This window comes from Corynebacterium hindlerae, assembly GCF_014117265.1.
Lineage (GTDB): Bacteria > Actinomycetota > Actinomycetes > Mycobacteriales > Mycobacteriaceae > Corynebacterium > Corynebacterium hindlerae.
On sequence record NZ_CP059833.1, the window covers coordinates 884,239 to 903,476 of the forward strand.

Genomic DNA, 19,238 nt, shown 5'->3' on the forward strand with positions numbered 1-19,238 from the left:
AAAGCTAGCCGATTTGCTTCTTGAGGCGACGGCGCTCACGCTCAGAAAGGCCACCCCAAATACCGAATCGCTCATCGTGTTCTAGGGCAAACTCTAGGCATTCATCGCGGACACCACAGGCCTGACAGATGCGTTTGGCTTCACGAGTGGAACCACCCTTTTCCGGAAAAAAGGCTTCTGGGTCTGTCTGCGCACAGAGGGCTTGATCTTGCCACTCTTGCTCCACAGCACCAAAGAGTGCGTCAAAGGTTAGGTCAGAGCCGGTATCCAACCCGGAATTCACCCCGCGGGAAGTTGCGCCATCCGCCACAAATTCCATCGACGCTCCTCCTTCTTCCGTAGGTGTTCTCGTAGGTGTTCTCACTGAAAAGTTTTCTAAATTCGTATTGTCGCTATGTCCCGCCGGTGAGACACAGCCATGTGACTTACACAAATGTGATTACACACCGATCACTAGATATCGTCAACCTCGCAAGCCCTTTTCCGGAAAGTTTTGAGCATTTTCCCAAGAAGTCAGTCACAGAAGTAACAGGATTAACACAACCGCGAAAGCGGGGGTTATGGCCGGGGGTACTATATGTAGTGGTGCCCGCGGCTAGGAAAAACAACTCTCGACTACTTTCGGCGTGTCGTTGCGAAGATACTTGACTTTTATAACGCAGCAGTGAGTTAGGCGTCGGAGGAGAAACGAACCCCGTTATCCGGGATCACCACTCCGGGCCATACCCGCATACCGCCCTTGAGCTCACAACGCGCGCCAATCTGAGCGCCATCACCAATCACGCAGTCAGAGATCCGGGCATTAGCACCGATAGTGACGCCAGCGCCAATAATTGAGTTTTCAATAATTGCGCCCGGTTCAATCGTGACACCGTCGAAGACGACGGTTCCGTCGAGGCGAACTCCAGCACCGATTTCGGAGCCACGCCCCACTACTGTGCCTCCGAGCAGCCACGCCCCATCGCTGACCCCAGCGGTGTCATCCACGAGCCCCTCGCCAGTGCGGCCTTCCAGCAACGGCGACGGAGCAATGCCACGAACCAGGTCGGAGGACCCGCGCACGAAATCATCCGGGGTTCCCATGTCACGCCAATAAGACTGATCCACGTAACCGAACACCCGGCGTCCCTCCTCCAGGAGCCGCGGGAACGTCTCCCGCTCGACCGAGACTGCACGGCCAGCCGGGATAGTTTCGATCAATTCCCGCTTGAATACGTAAATACCTGCATTGATCTGATCCGTTGGTGGGTCCTCGGTCTTTTCCAAGAAGGCTGAGACCCGACCTTCGGCGTCAGTAGGCACGCAGCCGAAGGCGCGAGGGTCAGGCACCCGCACGAGGTGCATGGTCAGATCCGCTTGCTTCGTTTCGTGGGTTTCCAGCACCTTGGTCAAGTCCGTGCCACCCAGCACATCCCCGTTAAACACCATGACGGTGTCATGGCGCAGCTTGTCGTACACGTTGCGGATGCCACCACCAGTGCCGAGGGCTTCCTCCTCCACCACGTACTCAATTTCCAGGCCCATGTCCGAGCCATCGCCAAAGTACTGCTCGAACACTTCCGCCTTGTACGAGGTGCCCATGACCACGTGGGTGATGCCAGCTGCCTTGATGCGGGCCAGCAGGTGCGTCAGAAACGGCACGCCTGCAGTGGGCAGCATCGGCTTTGGGGTAGACAGCGTGAGCGGGCACAATCGAGTGCCTTTGCCCCCGACGAGGATCACTGCGTCGGTGGCATTAGCCAGTGAGTGAGTAGTCATAAGTTCCTATTATCCCCTACTTCCGGCGCTTTGCCTTAGCGCACGCCACCGCAATCTCGCTGCGAAGCTTTAAACCTAGCCACAGTAGCGCCCGCACCGGAGCTTGCACTGCTCCCTGATGGCGGTCTGCTTGAAACTTATACGCACTCCGGTGGTGCGCCGGAAGCATGAGCTCCGGGCGGGTGCCCGCCACATGCCCCTTGCTGTGCTGGATCCGGGAGGTTGGGCAGAACACATTGCGCCATCCCGCCTTGCCCAGGCGGTCGCCCAGATCAACATCTTCCATATACATGAAGTAGCCCTCGTCAAAGCCACCGATCTGTTCAAAGGCATCCCAGCGCACCAAAAGGCAGGATCCAGACAGCCACCCGGCGTCACGCTCACGGGACATGTCTTTATCGTCACGGTAAGCCTGAGACCAGGGGTTGTTCGGCCAGACGGCGGAGAACAAGGCATGTCCGATGCCATTGGACAGTGTTGGCACAGCGCGGGCAGATGGGTACGCGGAGCCGTCCGCTTCCCGGATGTATGGCCCCACTGCCCCGGCGCGCGGATTACGACGAGCGCAGTCCAGCATCTGATCAATCGCCCCAGCATCAAACACCACGTCGGGGTTGGAGATCACGAAGAACTCGGAGTTGATCTCGCCCTTTTCCCGCCGCTCGCGGAGGGACTTGGCGGCGATATTAATGGCGGTTCCGTAGCCGACATTGCCGCCAGTGGGAAGGAACTCGGCATAGTCATAGGTGCGCGCCGCGCGTTCCGGAGCACCGTCAGTGGAACCGTTGTCTGCCATGATCACCACGCCAGGCAGTTTCGTTGCGCCAGGCACAGAATCCAGGAAATCGGTCAGGTACTTTCCCGGAGAGTACGTCACGGTAATGATTGCAATTGGGGCATCCACAGTTGTCACAGCTTAGTGGACACGGCGGCACGGACTGCTGTGCGCCACTCCGGAAACGCAGGTAAATCCGCATCGTGCCAGGTGGAAGTATCGAGGACGGACCATTCCGGGCGGGCCGCGGGTCGGGGAAATTCCGCTGTCGTGCATGGCTGGACGCGTTCTGGGTCGGCGCCACAGGCCTCAAACGTTTCCCTGGCTACCTCGAACCAGGTGGTCGGGCTATCGCTCGCTCCGTGAAAGGTGCCACTGAGCCGTCGATAAGCAAGTGCCCACAGCCCGGTGGCGAGGTCGCGGGCGCACGTCGGGTTTCCCCACTGGTCGTTAACCACCTTGGGGTTAACGCCTTCCCGAGCGAGGCGCAGCATCGTGGAGACGAAGTCGGGGTGGGGTTGCAGATCCCCGGTAAAAAGCCAGGCAGTGCGCACGATGGCGGCATCGGGGTGAGCGTCGAGCACGGCACGTTCACCGGCGAGCTTGCTGGCACCGTAGACGGTATTGGGGTGCTTAGGGTCGTCGATCTGCAGCGGGCGACGTGGGACGCCGGCGCCGAACACATAGTCGGTACTGATGTGCACGAAGTGCGCCCCCACCTCGCGGGCTGCGGCGGCAAGCAGCTCCGGGGCCCTCGCGTTCACTGCGTAGGCGACTTCTTCGTCTGTTTCTGCGGCGTCGACGGCGGTGTAGGAGCTGGTGTTGATCACCACGTCGGCCCCCGCAAACCGGGTGGTCAGCGATGTGAGATCTGACTCAGTGAGAGTGGCCAGGTCATAGTCGGCACGGGAAAGTCCCAGCACATGTGCCCCGGTGGGCGCGAGGTGTGTCATTGCACTGCCGAGTTGGCCCCCGCTTCCCACTACCACTGCTCTCATTGCCCTAAACTCCTTTGACGACTATTCTTTCCTCTCTAAATTACTCATCAACGTCCAGTGGAGCCTCGCGTGACTCATTCCCCCCGCCACAGCCGCGATATTCAGGCCGCGCCAATCGCCAAACCACAGCTGGCGCAGTCCGGTTCGACGCCTGTGAAGGTCTTGCTGGCGCTGCTCTCAGCCGCGGTGCTGATTGTTTCCGGTACGGGGTATTCACTGGTTGGCTCACTGGGGCGCGATGTTGCCTCCGCCGGCGGGCTCAGCCTCGGCAATGGCGGCAAAGGTATTAAGGAAGCCAAGGACGGCGCGACGGACATCCTGCTGGTCGGCTCCGACTCCCGTACCGACGCCCAGGGCAACGCCCTTTCTCCTGATGAGATCGCCATGCTGCGCGCCGGCGATGAGGAAAACGACAACACCGACACCATCATGGTGATCCGCGTACCTAACGACGGCTCCTCCGCCACCGCCATCTCCATCCCCCGCGATACCTACATCCACGACTCTCAGCTGGGCAACACCAAAATCAACGGCGTCTACCGCGGTTACAAATCCGCCAAGTATTCCGAGCTGACCAGCGCCGGCGTGAGCGACGAGAAGAAGCTGGAGGAGGAGTCGAAGGACGCCGGACGCAAGGGGCTTATCGACGCCGTGGCCAAGCTCTCCGGAATCACCGTCGATCACTACGCCGAAATTGGCTTGCTGGGCTTCGTGCTGTTTACCGACGCCGTCGGCGGAGTTCAGGTGTGTCTGAATGAAGATACCCAGGACGAGTTCTCCGGCGCGAACTTCACCAAGGGTGTGCAGACGCTCCAGGGCCCTGACGCGCTGTCTTTCGTCCGGCAGCGCCACGGACTGCCCCGTGGCGACCTCGACCGCATCGTGCGCCAGCAAGCCTTCATGGCGTCCTTGGTCAACCAGGCCCTGACCACCGGAACGCTGACCAACCCGGCTAAGCTCGCCAGCTTGTCCGCTGCGGTTCGTCGCTCCGTGGTGATCGACGAAGACTGGGATGTCATGAGCTTTGCTACCCAGCTGCAGAACCTCGCCGGAGGCCGCGTGCGGTTCGAAACCATCCCGGTGACCTCCATCGATGGCGTGGGCGACTACGGCGAGTCTGTGGTCACCATTGATACCGCCCAGGTGCACAATTTCTTCGACGAACTGCTCGGAAATGGCACCACCAGCACGGAGACGTCAACGGCTGCTTCCAAGTCCAGCTCGCTTCATATCCTCAACGCCACCACTCAGGCAGGCCTCGCCTCCCAGGTAGCAGGGGCGATGAAGAATGCCGGATACAACATTGCCGAGGTCGGCAACGCTCCGACGGGCATGTACAACAACACCCAGGTCGTGGCTGCGGATCCTGAGTCCCCCGAGGCGGCCTCCTTGGCCAAAGAACTAGGTGGCGTGCCGGTCACGGCTTCTACGTCGCTCGATGCGTCGTCACTGGTCGTCGTTATTGGCGCGGACTACACCGGTCCGAAATCCGACGAACCGTTGGAGACCGAAACCTCGACCTCCCAAACCGTCGGTCAACCAGGCACAGATTTCGGGTCCGACGTAGAAGTGGCGCCGTCAATCGACGCAGGTGGCAACGGCCCACGCTGCGTGAACTAAGACTTCAGGCGACGGTCCTGAGGAAAACTCTCTACGCTGGGAGCCATGCAACTCCTCCGCACCATCTTGGACGCAGACCCCGCTGCCCCTCGCCTGACGTTTTATAACGAATCCACGGGTTCCCGCCTCGATTTCTCCGCCGTCACCTTGGATAACTGGGCTGCGAAGGTCGGCAACATGTTGTTGGAGGAGTTCGATCTGGAACCTGGGGCAAGTATCGCCATCGATCTGCCGCCCTGCTGGCAGGCTGCGGTCATTTCGCTCGGCGCATTGGCGGCGGGCGTGACCGTTCATTTCACCGACGCCCCCGCAGATGTCTTGTTTTGTGGCCTCGACCGAGAAAACTTCACGGACTACTCCGACGTCGCGGTTGTCACCGATGATCCTTTCGGCCGTGGTGTTGCGGAGATCGGCGCGGCGCTTCCTGACGGAACTGTCGACTTCGGCCCAACGGTTCGTTTCTACGGAGATCAGTTTTTCCCAGACACCCCCGCCCTCGCCGACTGTCTTCCCGAACACGCCCCGACTTTTTCTGCTGGGGAAAGGGTCCTGTCCACTGGTTGGGAGGACTGGGATAGCTTCGTCGCTGCCGCACTGGCTCCCCTGGCACACGGGGGTAGCGCTGTGATTGTTACCGGCCCTGTGTCCACTGAACGGTTAGAGAAAATTGCCACGACAGAGCGTGTAACCAAGCGCGGATAACACGTGCGCGCACTCCCACTTTCGTGGTAGCCGTTTCGAAGAAAGCACAATATTTTGCTGTAAAACATGTGGGAAACACTCCACTTAAGGCTACATTTGATTGTGATACTCCACCGAGAAAGGTTATAACCGCATGAATATCACTCGTCGCACCGCCGCGGTGCTTGCTGTTGCTGGTATCACTTCGGCACTGGTGACCGGCTGTTCTTCCGCTGATGACAAGGCCGGCTCCAACTCTGAGTCCAACACCGCTCGTGGCCCTATCACCTTCGCAATGGGCAAGAATGATACTGACAAGATCAAGCCTGTGATCGAAAAGTGGAATGCCGAGCACCCTGACGAAAAGGTTGAGCTGAAAGAGCTGGCTGGTGAAGCCGACGCACAGCGCGATACCTTGGTGCAGTCTCTGCAGGCAGGTAACTCTGACTACGACGTCATGGCTCTGGACGTCATCTGGACCGCAGACTTCGCAGCAAACCAGTGGCTCGCTCCACTGGAGGGCGACCTGAAGGTTGACACCTCTAAGCTGCTCGAGTCCACCGTCGAGTCCGCTACCTACAATAAGAAGCTGTACGCGGTGCCACAGAACACCAACGGCCAGTTGCTCTTCCGTAACACCGAACTCGCCCCAGAAGCACCAAAGACCTTCGACGATCTGAAGAAGGCCTGCGAACAGGTCAAGGAGCAGGACTGTCTGACCCTGCAGCTCAAGCAGTACGAAGGACTAACTGTGAACACCGTTGGCTTCATGGAAGGCTGGGGCGGCAAGGTCCTCAAGGACGACGGCAAGACCCCAGCAGTAGATTCCGCTGAGTCCAAGGCCGGTCTGCAGGCGCTTGTCGACGCCTACGCCGACGGCACCATCTCCAAGGCTTCCATCTCCGCCACCGAGGAAGAGACGAACCTGGCCTTCACCGAAGGCAAGACCGCGTTCGCTATCAACTGGCCTTACATGTTCTCCAACTCCCAGGAGTCTGAGGTGAACGGCAAGTTTGAGGTCCAGCCACTCGTCGGCAAGGACGGCGTGGGCGTATCCACCCTCGGCGGCTACAACAACGGCATCAACATCAACTCCAAGCACAAGGCAACCGCCCGTGACTTCATCGAGTTCGTGATCAACGAGGAAAACCAGAAGTCCTTCGCGGACAACTCCTTCCCACCAGTGCTGGCCTCCATCTACGATGACGCTGCCCTGGTAGAAAAGTACCCGTACCTGCCAGCACTGAAGCAGTCTCTGGAAAACGCATCTCCACGTCCGGTATCCCCGTTCTACCCTGCTATTTCCAAGGCCATCCAGGACAACTCCTACGCTGCACTGACGGCAGGTAAGAGCGTCGACGATGCTACCAAGGACATGAAGGCCGCTATCGAGAACGCCGCTAAGTAACCACTGGATCCTGGAAGGACAACTCATATGAAGCACAAATCAGCGTATGCGCTGATTGCTCCGGCACTCACCGTGCTCGCGGTGGTGATCGGCTACCCGATTCTCCGCGCGATATGGCTTTCCTTCCAGGCAGACAAGCACCTTGACCCGGACACAGGTGTGTTCGTGCAAGGTGGCTTCGCTGGGCTGCAGCACTACATGTATTGGCTCACCCAGCGATGCATGACATCGTCCGGTGAGATTGGCACCTGTCCCCCAGGTGTCATCTCCACCGACTTTTGGCCGGCGGTGCGGATCACACTTTTCTTCGCAGTGGTCACAGTGTTGCTAGAAACCGTCCTGGGGACGTGGATGGCAATCGTGATGAACCGCGAGTTCAAGGGGCGTGGCCTGCTGCGCGCCGCTGTGCTGATTCCGTGGGCGATCCCGACCGCGGTGACGGCAAAGCTGTGGCAGTTTATTTTCGCTGATCACGGCATTGCTAATTCGCTGCTGGGCACCTCGGTCGGATGGACTACGGATCCGTGGGCGGCGCGGTTCGCCGTCATCATCGCGGATGTGTGGAAGACGACGCCGTTCATGGCGCTGTTGATTCTGGCTGGTCTGCAGATGATCTCAAAGGATGTGTACGAGGCAGCCAAGGTGGACGGCGCCAACGCATGGCAGATTTTCACCAAGATCACCCTGCCACTGATTAAACCGGCGCTGATGGTGGCGGTGCTGTTCCGTACCCTGGACGCCCTGCGCATGTACGACCTGCCAGTGATTTTGATTTCCTCGTCCTCCAACTCCCCTACCGCGACGATCTCGCAGTTGGTTGTGGAGGATATGCGCCAGGGTCACTTCAACTCGGCGTCGGCACTGTCGACCCTGATCTTCCTGCTCATTTTCTTCGTCGCCTTCGTGATGATCCGATTCCTCGGCGCTGATGTGTCGACCAAGGAGGGCAAGTAGCCGTGAAAACTGCACGTAACTACCTGGAAGTAGTCCTCATTTTGGTGTGGGGATTGGCGCCGTTTTATTGGATGGTGGTCACAGCGTTTCGCGATAAGCGCTACACCTTCGACACCACCCCATGGCCAACCCACGTCACGCTGAACAATTTCAAGGAAGCGCTCGCGACGGACAAGGGCAATGATTTCCTGGGCGCGATCGGTAATTCCTTGCTTGTCGGCTTTGTTACCACGCTGTTGGCAGTGGCAGTAGGTGTGTTTACTGCATATGCATTGGCCCGCCTGGAGTTTAAGGGCAAGGGGTTTGTCACGGGCATTGTGTTGGCGGCGTCTATGTTCCCGGGCATTGCGCTGGTGACTCCGTTGTTCCAGCTGTTCGGCAACTTGGAGTGGATCGGTACGTATCGCGCGCTGATCATTCCGAATATTTCCTTCGCCCTGCCGCTGACGATCTACACGTTGGTGAGTTTCTTCCGCCAGCTGCCGTGGGAGTTGGAGGAAGCGGCCCGCGTGGACGGTGCGACGCGCGGCCAGGCTTTCCGTCTGGTGCTGCTGCCTCTTGCAGCGCCGGCGCTCTTTACGACGGCCATCCTCGCGTTCATCGCCACGTGGAACGAATTCATGATCGCCCAGCAGCTGTCTACCAATGCAACGGAGCCGGTAACGGTGGCTATTGCCCGTTTCTCGGGCCCGAACTCCTTCGAGTACCCTTATGCCTCAATCATGGCCGCTGGTGCGCTGGTGACCATCCCGCTGGTGATTATGGTGCTGATTTTCCAGCGCCGTATTGTTGCGGGCCTGACCGCTGGTGGCGTGAAGGCCTAAGCTGTACGTCATGAGCGACGACCGAAAGAACGACACCCGCGAGCAACTGCGCCATCAGGCACTCGTGGGTTTCTTGAGCTTTTTGGCCTTCATGTCAGTGATCCAGGCTGCGATCAACGTGGTGCAGCCCGAACCGCAAATGTGGCCGGCGGTGCTGGCGCTAGTGTTGGTGATTACTACCGTCGTTGTCTGGCGTCGTGGCCGGAAGTAGGTGGTGCTCCTGGATCGCTTCCAGGGAAGCCAGGGCGTCTTCTTCGGAAAGCACGCTCATGGCAAAGCCATTTTGGATGAGCACATAGTCCCCCACCTGCGCCTCGGGTACATACGCGGTACAGCATTGCCGGATCTGCCCCGCAACATCGATGGTGGCGGTAGGCATGAGGCCCAGCTCCAGGTGGGTGATCTTAGCCGGAATACCTAGACACATAGCTTCTATCCTAATCCTGTTCAGCGACGGTGATGCCCATCGCTCCTTCCGGTGCTTGGGTGATCGGCAGGCACGGGTCGGCTGTGCGGATGGACTGTTCCAGGGGCCGCTCCGCAATAAGGGACTCTTGCAACATTTGGGCCAGCCACCATTCGTTTTGTGCAGTGGGAGTGAGGATTTGGCACTCGGTCACCCGTCCTTGCTCATCTGCCTCGTAGCGGTGAACCAGCAAGCCGCGGGGCCCTTCGGCCAGGCCTACCCCAACACCTGCGCGCAGCCTGCCTTCTGCGCGGATGTCACCGGCGCACGTGGCAGGGTGAACCACGATCTGCTCAATCTCGTGAACGACGCGCAGCAGCATCGCTTTGAGAGCACTGTGCGTGCCGAGCCCCTGACCAAGTACATGCGCCTGGGCCACCGGCCCCACTCGGTAACGCCGACCGGCAAGCTCGGGCCGGGGCGCTGGCTGACCAGGATTGGTCTCTACCACAGCAGCGGCGAATTCCGTGGCGGTAAATCGCTGTCCTTCGCTGGTGACGACGGTGTTGCCGAGGGCCGCGAGATTCTCCCCGGATATCAGTGCCAGACTGATACCCGTGAAGGTGTCCTCCCAGTCGGGGTCTTCGGGAAGGGTGCCTATGGCGTCGATAAGCGCGGGCAGCGTGGCGCGCGTTTCTGCACAGAGCTGCGTGTCGGCGGGGGCGCGCACTCCTCCTGGCACGGCAACATCGGGGAAATGCCCGGCGCACCCCGCTGCGGACATCGCGAGTTTGCCGGCCTTCTTCAGCGACACCGCGAGGTCCCGGTGCGTAGCGAACAGCTTCGGCGCAACGGCATCCAGAATGGAGCCACAATTAAGCAGGTCACGGACGAGCCGGGCGGTCTCTGGCACGTCGGCACCGTACAACGCATCGAGCGCGCGAACACCAGCGAGGTGGTGCGTCACCGGGCAAATGCCGCACAGGCGCTTCACGACGTCCGGAACGGTGTCAACCGGTTTGCCCACTAGCATCGGGTCCAATCGTGGCAGGCCAGAGAGGTCAAACCGCGCGTCAACGATGGCCCCTGAGTCGTCCTTTTGGTAGACCACGCGAGCTTCGAAAGGATCGACAAAGTGGTCGAGCTGCAATGTCGTTGTGCTCAAGAGCTCACTCCTAGCAATAATGGAACTTATGCATGAACTTGGTATTTTGACGGGCGTTGTCTCCACCGTAACCGAGGCTGCTGCGGGGCGTGAGATCCGGAGCGTCGGTCTGCGAGTGGGGATGCGTAGCGGGGTAATCGAGGAGGCGCTACACTCCTCATGGCCCATCGCCATCGCCGGCACCGCCTGCGCCGATGCCACGCTGCAGATTGAGATGATTCCGGCAACCGTATATTGCCCAGCATGCGAAACGGAGCAACCGATTGACGAATTTTTCGCCCTCACCTGCCCCGTCTGTGGCACCCCGACCGCCGATTTACGGCACGGCCGGGAGTTTGAAGTCGCGTTCGTGGATGTGGAAACCTAACCGAGCCACTCCTGCACCTGAGCGCGCGCGGCCACCACAGCCTCGGGGATCGCGGCCTTGACTTCGGGAGTCATCCCTACGTTCAGGTCGGTGTCCTGCACCACGATGCCCACCACACCAACGCGTTCCGGCTCCCTGCCGAGAAGTCGCGCAGCAGACAACAGATCCAACAGCCCCACCTGGTGCGGCGACAACTTCGAGTTGAGCAGCCGAGGAATCTGATCCCCCACCAACGTCACCACTGATCCGGGGGCGCCAGGTCCAGCGAGGGCGTCCAGGATTAGCAGGTCCTGGGCGTCTTGAATCAGGGGCAGCAGTTCCATGCCAGAGGTGCCGCCGTCGATGTACTCGACATCGTCGTCAACGGGGCTGCTTGGGGCTTGGTGCCGGGAGGGGACCCAGGCCAACTCGTCGTCGGACCCGCCCTGCAGACGACGCAGAATAGCCAGGCCCACTGCGTCGTCTGTCATGATCGGGTTGCCGATGCCGATGACGGTCACTTTCGCCACGGGCTAGACCTCACCGATCCGGTGTGCGTCGCGAGGCACAGTTCCCTTACGGACCCACACGCCACCGTTAATCATGGAGGACACGCCACCCAGGGTTTCCTGATTATCCGCGCGCACGGCAAGGTACACGTGGATCACCACGAAGGCCCACAGGATGAACATCAGCGCCGCGTGAATCACTCGTACGAACGGAATGCCCAACCAGTGCACTGGGTAGCTGAAAATTACCCAGAACCAGCTCGTCTGCTCATACAACCCGAACAGCGCCAAGCCCGTCAGAAGCTGGACAATGCACAGGATGTAGATCGCGGTGTATGCGAGCTGCTGCAGCGGGTTGTGCGCCAGGTAAGTTGGGTGTTCCTTCTTCGCAAACACGTAATACAAGATGGTGTCCCACAGCCCATCGACGTCACGTTTGGAGTCGAATGGCCACAGGGAGCGCCAGCGAAGCTGCCGTTGCCGGGAAAACAGCCACAAACTCAGGCGCCACACGCCCATCGCTATCCAGGCGAAACCTGCGAGGAAGTGCGCGAAACGGATATACCCCATCAGGTAGCCGACCTCACCGGGGTTGGTGGGCTGCCCGCCGAAGAACGGATCCATGATGTAATAGCCGGTCAAGCTCATCAGGATGATGAGGAACACGTTGGCCCAGTGTTGGAAGCGCAACGACCTAGACCACAGTTGTACGCGCACCCACTGGTTGTTGCCTTCGTGCCCGTGCTCTTCCGGCTTGTCAATGCCGAACGAAATGAAGCCTTCCACATAGTACTGGGACTTCTGCCCCACCTCATCAACGTCCGCTACCGCAACCGTGAGGATGCGGTGACCGAGAATGCGGGCAGCCTCAAAGTTGTCCACGAAGTCACGCTTCGCAGTGCGTTCCATCGAAGCCTTTTCGAGCACCGTGTTGGTCTCACCCCGCATGACCAGCTGCTTCCGCGCCCCCTGTTCGATGCTCGCCAGCGAATACTTGCTGTCCGGATTCACCGGAACATACTCGGTGGCTACCACCGTGCCGGCTTCCCGCTGCAGCGCCTGTTCGACGGGGTCCGTGGTTCCCGACGGGGCTGCGGCAGCAAACCGCAGAATCTCCTCCGGGGTGTACTTACCCGCAGAGTAGACCTGGGCGATGCGGATGTCTCGCTTTGTTGCTCTTACTGAGGCAGTCATGAGGTCATCACCTGGAATAATGGTTTGCCTTCTGGGTCCAGGACGTGGACGGCACAGGCCATGCATGGGTCGAAGGAGTGGATCGTGCGCATTGGCTCCAGCGGCTGCTCAGGATCCACCAGTGGGTGCTTGCCGTCGCCGGAGAGAGCTTCTTCGTAAGGCCCGAGATCACCCTTCGGGTCACGGCCCGAAGCCAGCCACGTGGTGGGGACTACGGCCTGATAGCGAGTGACTTTCTCGTCCTCGATGGTGACCCAGTGGCTCAGGCAGCCGCGGGCAACCTCGACGAAGGCGTAGCCGGAGCATTCCTTTGGCCAGGAGCTCGGCTCCCACTTGGTGGAGTCAAAGACATCGATGTCGCCATTGCTGATACCGTCAATGAATTCCGGCAGCAGCTGGTTGATCATCTGATCGGCGTTTGTTGCCGCTTCGATGGCGCGAGCCAGCGTGCGACCAGCGGTCGAGTTCATCTGCTCCAGCGAGATGCCCAGCTTGAACATGGCGTCGTCAAGCAGCTGCTTGGTTTTCGGCTCGTTTTGCGCGTAAGCCAACAGCACGCGGGCGACTGGGCCCATTTGCATGGGGCGACCGTCGTAGCGAGGCGCCTTGGACCACGTGTACTTCGGATCGTCTGCGAGCCATTCGTACGGTGGCTTCGGTCCGGTGTAGTTCACGGTGGTCTCGCCCACCGATGGGTGCAGGCCGGCGTCGTCGCCTTCTTCGTAGGAGTACCAGGCAGAGGAGACGAACTCTTCGATCTTGGACTCGTCGAATGGGTGCACAGTGCGGAAATCGCCATCGAGGAAGATGCCTGGTTTGACGTTCTTGTTTGGCGTGGAGGCCGGGCGACCGTTCTTCACAGCGCCGGCATACACCGTGCCTTGCATGCCGACGGCCATCATGCTGTCCGAGGACTTTCCGATATCGAAGTAGTCCTTGTACACGCTCATGATGGCGAGGGCATCCGGGACGTAACACTCATTGACGAACTCGTCGATTTCCCGAACCCATTCGCGGATGTTGTTGAGGGAAATCTCGTTAACGGTTTCGGACTTATCCGGGTCGATCGAACAGGCCATGCCGCCGACCAGGAAGTTCGGGTGCGGGTTCTTACCACCAAAGACGGTGGAGATCCGGATGATGGAACGCTGGAACTCCAGGGCATCCAGGTAGTGCGACACCGCCATGAGGTTCGCCTCTGCGGGAAGCCGGTAGTCCGGGTGATCCCAGTAGCCGTTGGTGAAGATCGACAGCTGGCCCGAAGCCAGGACGTCCTGCAGGGTCTTCTTCACCTTGGCGAACTTGGCCTCAGTGTTCAGCTTCCATGTCGATCCAATGGATTTGGCAAACTCTACGGTCTTTTCCGGATCAGCCTCAGCAGCGGATACGACGTTCACCCAGTCCAGCGCGTGGAGGTGGTAGAAGTGCACCACGTGGTCGTGAATACCGTGGGAGCCGAGCACCAGCTGGCGAATCATCTGTCCTTGCTTTGGTGGGTGGGACCCAATGGCGTCCTCCACCGCGGCAACCGATGCGACGGAGTGAACGCCGGTGCAGACGCCGCAGATACGGCCAACGAAGGCCCATACGTCGCGCGGGTCGCGATCCTTCACGATGGTTTCGATGCCACGGAACTGGGTGGTTTCTGCCCAGGCCTTGTCGATCTTTCCACCGTTGCTCTCCAACTCGAGTCGCAGGTGGCCCTCAATACGGGTCAGCGGGTCAATGACAACGCGTTCAGTAGCCATTAGCTTTCCTTTCCTGCGACTGGGGCGTCGCCAAATGCAGCAAGAGTCTCGTTGTCCTTGGAGGAATCACGAACGGGGATGGACTTGAACAGGGTCAGGCCACCGTGGATAGCGGTACCGACGGCAGCAGCGCCGATAAGGCCCAGGCCGATCTTCTCCACTGGTTCCTCAATGCCAAAGCCCTTAACATGTGGCAGTTCTTTGTAGAACGGCGTGAACTTGTCAAAGAAGTCCTTCTCCGTGCAACCGATGCAGGGGTGTCCTGCGCCGATTGGCCAGCCAGACTTCAAGTTCCACTGCACGATGGGGCAGGGGCTGAAGGTGGATGGGCCCTTGCAGCCGACTTCGTAGAGGCACCAGCCATTCCGGGCGCCTTCGTCGTCGAAGGCGCAGACGAACTGGCCAGCGTCGAAGTGGGCACGGCGCGGGCAGGAATCGTGGATGCGCTGGTCGTAGGCGAACAGTGGTCGGCCTTCGGCGTCGACCTCTGGGGCTTCGCCGTGGGTAAGAATGTAGGTCAGTGACGCGGTGATCACTTCGCCGATTGGTGGGCACCCGGAGACGTTGATAACGGGTTTGTCCTTGATGATCTCGTCTACGCCTACAGCGCCGGTTGGGTTGGGCTTGGCTGCCTGGACGGAGCCGTAGACGGCGCATGCGCCGACGGCGAGCACGACAGTGGCGTTTTCGGCGGCTTCCTTCAGCACCTGTTCGACTGATTTACCACCGATGGTGCAATAGATTCCGTCGTCTTTCAGCGGTACGGAACCGTTGACCACCAGGATGTGTGGTTCCCGGTTGGTGTCCTCCAGGGCTTTCTCGGCGCCAGTGCCAGACGCTGCCATGACGAGGTCGTTGTAGTTAACGGAGAGCAGTTCGAGTACCAGCTGTTCCACCGTGGCACCGCCCGAGCGGATGGTGGATTCCATACAGCCAGTGCATTCCTGCAGCTGGAGCCATACGACGTTCGGCTTCTTCACTGCGCCCAGCTTGTTTGCAATTTCTTCTGCTGCAGCTTCTGGCATCTGCGCTAGTGGTGACCCCACTGCGAACACCCCTGCCAGTCCGCCACACATCTTGAGGAAGTCTCGACGCGGTACACCGCGGAGTTCCAGGTTCTCAGCGAGGGTTTCACCCTGCCAGTTCGTACCAAAATTCATTTGGTGAGCCCCATTTCTTTACTTAGCGACTCAAGGCATACTTAAACACCAATGCCTAAAGACATCTCTAGGGTGAACGGTATCAACTAACACCGGAAAAGTGCAGTGGATATGACCAGTGAATCAAACCAACATTGTTGAACATTTACTTTTGGGACACCCCGCCCCACCCACACTGGCACAGGAGCGAAAAACCCGAGATCCAAAACGTATTCGAAACCTATTGAAAACCAGCTTTGAACTGCATAAACCATCTCTTTGGCAATAATAAGGGGAGGCTTGCCTACCTGAACGTAGCGCGAGCCTCCCCTAAAAACGAAATCTTCGTCACACTTTTCAGTAGTGACGGGTTAGCCTCACCCTTTCGGGGCCAACACCCACTCGAACCACTCATCCAACCCCGCGCCCGTTTTCGCGGACACTTCAAACACTTCGACGCCTGGATTGACCTGTTCCAGGTTTGCTTTAAACAGATCCATGTCAAAGTCCAGGTATGGCATCAGGTCAACCTTGTTGATCACCACCGCCTGGACTGAGCGGAACATCACCGGGTATTTCAGCGGCTTGTCCTCCCCCTCGGTCACGGAGTAAACCATCGCCTTGCGATGCTCACCCACCTCGAACTCCGCAGGACACACCAGGTTACCGACGTTTTCGATCAGCACCAGATCCAGTTTGGACAGGTCGAGCCCCTGGAGCGCCTTCGCCACCATCGGGGCATCCAGGTGGCATTCGCCCCCGAAGCCGTTACCGGTATTCAGCAGGGAAATCTGGGCCCCGTACCCTTCCAGACGATCGGAGTCGATAGAGGTCTCGATATCTCCCTCAATGATTCCCACGCGCACCTTACCCTGCAGGTGAGCGAGGGTCTTTTGCAGCACTGATGTCTTGCCCGACCCCGGCGCGCTCATCAGGTTGATGCAGTGCACCCCGTGTTCGTCAAAGGCCTCACGATTGTGCGCCGCCCGGTGATCATTTTCTGCAAAGATGTCTTCCAGCACCGCGATGCGTTCCCGGCCGGTGTCGTATCCGGAGTGGTCGCCGTGTTCGTTGGTTGCTGGGTCGATGTCGTCGAGGTGCACGTGGCCACCGTGGTCGTGGTCGTGCGTGTGGTGCTCATGGTCGTGGTCGTGGCTGTGTACGGTGCCGTCGTCGTGGCGGTGGAAACGCCCCATGGTTTAGCTCCTTATTACTTCGATGTCGATAATGGTGAACTCGTTGCCACCGGTCACGGCAGCGGTTTCTCCACATATTGGGCAGGTAAAGTCGAGTTCTTGCGGCTCAGACACGTGGCCTGCGCTGCATGTGATCTGTAGTGGCACCCAGTGTATGTCGAGTTCGGCGTCGGCAAGCGGCGTGTCTTTGACGACGAAGCCCCAGGCATAGTCGAGAGTTTCCGGGACGACCTGCCGCAACGCACCGATACTGAGCCGTACCTGCAGCACCTTCGCGTCGCCGGCGGCGCGGGTAACAGCGCGGGCGAGTTGAGTGCTCAGTGCAACTTCATGCATGGCTTCCAGTCTAGGCTTAAAGATTATGAGTGTTCGGTGGCGGATCCACCTTTACGGAGTGGTTCAAGGCGTGGGGTTTCGCCCGCATGTGGCGCAGGTAGCAGGCCGCTTCCCCATCACTGGCCTGTGCGGTAACGACGACCGCAAAGTCTTCATCGAGGCGCAGGGCCAGGAGGAAGTGCTGGATGCGTTCCTTTCCGAGCTCCTCGCGACGCTCCCGCCGCTCGCACACGTCGTTTCACGCTCTGTCACTGCCCTGCCGCTTGTCGACGAACAGTCCTTCCGAATCGTATCCTCCGAGCATATTGCGGGGGCTCGCACCCTAATCCCACCTGATGTTGCCACCTGCCCCGATTGTTTAGCGGATATGGCCGATCCGACAAACCGCAGGTACCGCTACCCGTTTACTACCTGCACCAACTGCGGGCCGCGGCTGACAATCATTGAGGATCTGCCTTACGATCGTCCCCTGACCACGATGAAGAAATTCCCGATGTGCCCTTCCTGCGAGCGGGAATACACGGACATCACAGATCGTCGCTACCACGCGCAGCCGATCTCGTGCCCTGATTGCGGGCCAACTCTGTGGATCGAGGGGATACCCTGCGATGACCCTATTACCAAAGCCCAGGAATTGCTGGGCGAAGGCGCGATTCTGGCGGTGAAAGGGCTCGGTGGCTTCCACCTGCTCTGCAACGCGCGGAACGAACACTCTGTGGCTGAGCTGCGCCGACGCAAGCAGCGCCCTGGTAAACCTTTCGCCGTCATGACCCCTTCCCCCGGTATTGCGGTGCTTTCCCCTGAGCAGCAGGCCCTGCTGGAATCTCCCGCGCACCCCATCGTGATAGCGCCGATGTCTGCCACATATGACCTAGCACCCTCGGTAGCGCCGGGACTGAGCGACGTTGGCATCATGCTCCCCTACACGCCACTGCACACGTTGCTGGTGGATCGCCCATTGGTCGCTACCTCTGGAAACCTCTCAGGTGAGCCATTGTGCTTCACCAACGACGATGCACTGTCTCGCCTAGACGCCTTTGCGGACTATTTCCTCCTGCATGACCGGGACATCCATGTGCCCGTGGAGGATTCGGTGTTTCTGGAGTCCATGCCGGTCCGACGCTCCCGCGGGTACGCTCCGCTCCCCTTCCAACTCCCCGGTTCCGGGACGGTGCTGGCTGTGGGGGGCGAACTGAAAAACACCTTCTGCCTGGCACACGAAAATGTGGCGCACATTTCGGCCCATATCGGGGACATGGGGTCACTGGCCAGTCAGCAGGCTTTCGACCGCTCCGTGGCGCAGATGCTTACCATGCAGCGCTGCGAACCAACACTCGTTGTTTGTGATATGCACCCCAACTATGCCACCACGGCGTGGGCTGAGCGCTCCGGCTACGATATTCTCCCAGTTCAACACCACTACGCCCACGCGCTGTCGCTTCTTGCTTCACATGGGCGCTTCGAGGGCCCCTTCGCATGCCTGACCATCGACGGCACTGGTTACGGCACCGATGGCACGATATGGGGTGGCGAGGTGCTGGTGTTGTCTCCAGATTTGTGCACCTTTGAACGCGCCTGGCATGTGCCCTGCTTCCCGATCGTCGGTGGCGACCGCGCGGTGCGCCAACCGTGGCGACTAGCCCTCGGCCTGGCCCACGCCTGGGATCTTCCGTTTAGTTATTCTCACGCTGAGGCTGCGCAGGTTTCTTTGCAGCTTTCACGCGGAGTTGGCCTCACGCAGACGTCCTCACTAGGCAGACTTTTCGATGCAGTCTCCGCCATACTCGGCGTCTGCGTAGAGCAGACCTATGAGGCCCAAGCGGCGATGGAGTTGGAGCGAGTAGCTGCCGGTTCGTTGCGATCCACAGCTGGGTCTTGGCGGGAATTGCTGCTGGAGGTATTGGACGCTTCGGTCCCTGTTCCAGACCGGGCCATGCGGTTCCATCACGGATGTGCCGTTTTGTTGGCTCATTCACTCCGCCAAACCGGCATTCCAGTCGTGGGCGTTTCGGGCGGATGCGCGTTAAACCGCCTGCTTATGAAGTTTTTGTGCGCAGAGCTGACTGATTTAGAAGTCCTCGAGCATGAATCAGCGCCTGCCAACGATGGTGGATTGTCCTTGGGGCAGGCGCTAGCGGGAAGACTCTGGATGAGTAAGTAAAATTCGACATCTTTCGCCCT

Annotated in this window: 19 protein-coding genes and 1 pseudogene; 8 read left to right on the forward strand and 12 right to left on the reverse strand. The window is 59.5% G+C overall.

The annotated features are described in order from the left end of the window. Positions 1 to 4: 4 nt before the first annotated feature. The 4 genes from HW450_RS04305 to rfbD form a co-directional block, all read right to left on the reverse strand. Positions 5 to 319 (reverse strand): WhiB family transcriptional regulator, encoded by a 315-nt coding sequence (locus HW450_RS04305; RefSeq protein WP_232843331.1) that lies wholly within the window; start codon positions 317 to 319, stop codon positions 5 to 7. Between the two features lie 350 nt (positions 320 to 669). Beyond that, the gene (gene manB / locus HW450_RS04310) at positions 670 to 1,758 is read right to left on the reverse strand and encodes a mannose-1-phosphate guanylyltransferase (protein ID WP_182386764.1); all 1,089 of its coding nucleotides are present in this window, start codon (positions 1,756 to 1,758) and stop codon (positions 670 to 672) included. A 16-nt stretch (positions 1,759 to 1,774) separates the two neighbouring features. Next, the gene (locus HW450_RS04315; protein WP_407926297.1) at positions 1,775 to 2,644 is read right to left on the reverse strand and encodes a glycosyltransferase family 2 protein; all 870 of its coding nucleotides are present in this window, start codon (positions 2,642 to 2,644) and stop codon (positions 1,775 to 1,777) included. A 23-nt stretch (positions 2,645 to 2,667) separates the two neighbouring features. Then, positions 2,668 to 3,531 carry a dTDP-4-dehydrorhamnose reductase gene (rfbD, locus tag HW450_RS04320; protein WP_182386766.1) on the reverse strand — a complete coding sequence of 288 codons (864 nt, stop codon included), beginning with the start codon at positions 3,529 to 3,531 and terminating at the stop codon, positions 2,668 to 2,670. Positions 3,532 to 3,600: 69 nt separating this feature from the next. Between rfbD and HW450_RS04325 the strand changes: the two genes are divergently transcribed. The 6 genes and pseudogenes from HW450_RS04325 (at position 3,601) to HW450_RS04350 (ending at position 9,229) form a co-directional block, all read left to right on the forward strand. Beyond that, entirely contained in the window at positions 3,601 to 5,151 is a 1,551-nt protein-coding gene (locus HW450_RS04325) for an LCP family protein (RefSeq protein ID WP_182386767.1), read from the forward strand. A gap of 45 nt (positions 5,152 to 5,196) precedes the next feature. Continuing rightward, entirely contained in the window at positions 5,197 to 5,853 is a 657-nt protein-coding gene (locus HW450_RS04330; RefSeq protein WP_182386768.1) for a TIGR03089 family protein, read from the forward strand. A 133-nt stretch (positions 5,854 to 5,986) separates the two neighbouring features. Beyond that, on the forward strand, positions 5,987 to 7,240 hold the full coding sequence (locus HW450_RS04335) for an ABC transporter substrate-binding protein (protein ID WP_182386769.1): 1,254 nt from the start codon (positions 5,987 to 5,989) through the stop codon (positions 7,238 to 7,240). Positions 7,241 to 7,267: 27 nt separating this feature from the next. Further along, positions 7,268 to 8,185, forward strand: a pseudogene (locus HW450_RS04340) (carbohydrate ABC transporter permease); the annotation flags it as partial. Positions 8,186 to 8,196: 11 nt separating this feature from the next. Next, positions 8,197 to 9,018 carry a carbohydrate ABC transporter permease gene (locus tag HW450_RS04345; protein ID WP_232843332.1) on the forward strand — a complete coding sequence of 274 codons (822 nt, stop codon included), beginning with the start codon at positions 8,197 to 8,199 and terminating at the stop codon, positions 9,016 to 9,018. 10 nt (positions 9,019 to 9,028) lie between these two features. Continuing rightward, complete coding sequence (locus tag HW450_RS04350) at positions 9,029 to 9,229, forward strand: hypothetical protein (protein ID WP_182386771.1); 201 nt, start codon at positions 9,029 to 9,031, stop codon at positions 9,227 to 9,229. Here HW450_RS04350 and HW450_RS04355 read toward each other — a convergent pair. Further along, positions 9,179 to 9,445: a HypC/HybG/HupF family hydrogenase formation chaperone gene (locus HW450_RS04355; RefSeq protein WP_182386772.1), complete on the reverse strand. Its 267-nt coding sequence runs from the start codon at positions 9,443 to 9,445 to the stop codon at positions 9,179 to 9,181. The genes HW450_RS04350 and HW450_RS04355 overlap by 51 nt on opposite strands. A 10-nt stretch (positions 9,446 to 9,455) precedes the next feature. Next, a complete protein-coding gene (locus HW450_RS04360; RefSeq protein WP_182386773.1) occupies positions 9,456 to 10,589 on the reverse strand; it encodes a nickel-dependent hydrogenase large subunit in 1,134 nt (377 codons plus the stop codon). A gap of 28 nt (positions 10,590 to 10,617) precedes the next feature. On the opposite strand from HW450_RS04360, the gene HW450_RS04365 reads away from it, so the two are divergent. Then, complete coding sequence (locus HW450_RS04365) at positions 10,618 to 10,956, forward strand: hydrogenase maturation nickel metallochaperone HypA/HybF (RefSeq protein WP_182386774.1); 339 nt, start codon at positions 10,618 to 10,620, stop codon at positions 10,954 to 10,956. Here the strand turns inward: HW450_RS04365 and HW450_RS04370 are convergent. The 6 genes from HW450_RS04370 to HW450_RS04395 form a co-directional block, all read right to left on the reverse strand. Then, the gene (locus HW450_RS04370) at positions 10,953 to 11,465 is read right to left on the reverse strand and encodes a HyaD/HybD family hydrogenase maturation endopeptidase (protein ID WP_407926273.1); all 513 of its coding nucleotides are present in this window, start codon (positions 11,463 to 11,465) and stop codon (positions 10,953 to 10,955) included. The two genes, HW450_RS04365 and HW450_RS04370, sit on opposite strands and share 4 nt — an antisense overlap. Before the next feature lie 3 nt (positions 11,466 to 11,468). Further along, the gene (gene cybH, locus HW450_RS04375; protein ID WP_182386775.1) at positions 11,469 to 12,638 is read right to left on the reverse strand and encodes a Ni/Fe-hydrogenase, b-type cytochrome subunit; all 1,170 of its coding nucleotides are present in this window, start codon (positions 12,636 to 12,638) and stop codon (positions 11,469 to 11,471) included. Further along, positions 12,635 to 14,386, reverse strand: a complete 1,752-nt coding sequence (locus HW450_RS04380; protein ID WP_182386776.1) for a nickel-dependent hydrogenase large subunit — start codon at positions 14,384 to 14,386, stop codon at positions 12,635 to 12,637. The genes cybH and HW450_RS04380 overlap by 4 nt, the downstream gene beginning before the upstream one ends. Continuing rightward, complete coding sequence (locus tag HW450_RS04385) at positions 14,386 to 15,546, reverse strand: hydrogenase small subunit (protein WP_182386777.1); 1,161 nt, start codon at positions 15,544 to 15,546, stop codon at positions 14,386 to 14,388. Before HW450_RS04385 ends, HW450_RS04380 begins: the two co-directional genes overlap by 1 nt. Positions 15,547 to 15,902: 356 nt before the next feature. Then, a complete protein-coding gene (hypB, locus tag HW450_RS04390; protein WP_182386778.1) occupies positions 15,903 to 16,721 on the reverse strand; it encodes a hydrogenase nickel incorporation protein HypB in 819 nt (272 codons plus the stop codon). Between the two features lie 3 nt (positions 16,722 to 16,724). Continuing rightward, positions 16,725 to 17,057, reverse strand: coding sequence for a hydrogenase maturation nickel metallochaperone HypA (locus tag HW450_RS04395; RefSeq protein ID WP_182386779.1), 333 nt, complete (start codon positions 17,055 to 17,057; stop codon positions 16,725 to 16,727). Between the two features lie 25 nt (positions 17,058 to 17,082). Between HW450_RS04395 and hypF the strand changes: the two genes are divergently transcribed. Continuing rightward, positions 17,083 to 19,218, forward strand: a complete 2,136-nt coding sequence (hypF, locus tag HW450_RS04400) for a carbamoyltransferase HypF (protein WP_182386780.1) — start codon at positions 17,083 to 17,085, stop codon at positions 19,216 to 19,218. The last annotated feature ends 20 nt before the right edge of the window (positions 19,219 to 19,238 follow it).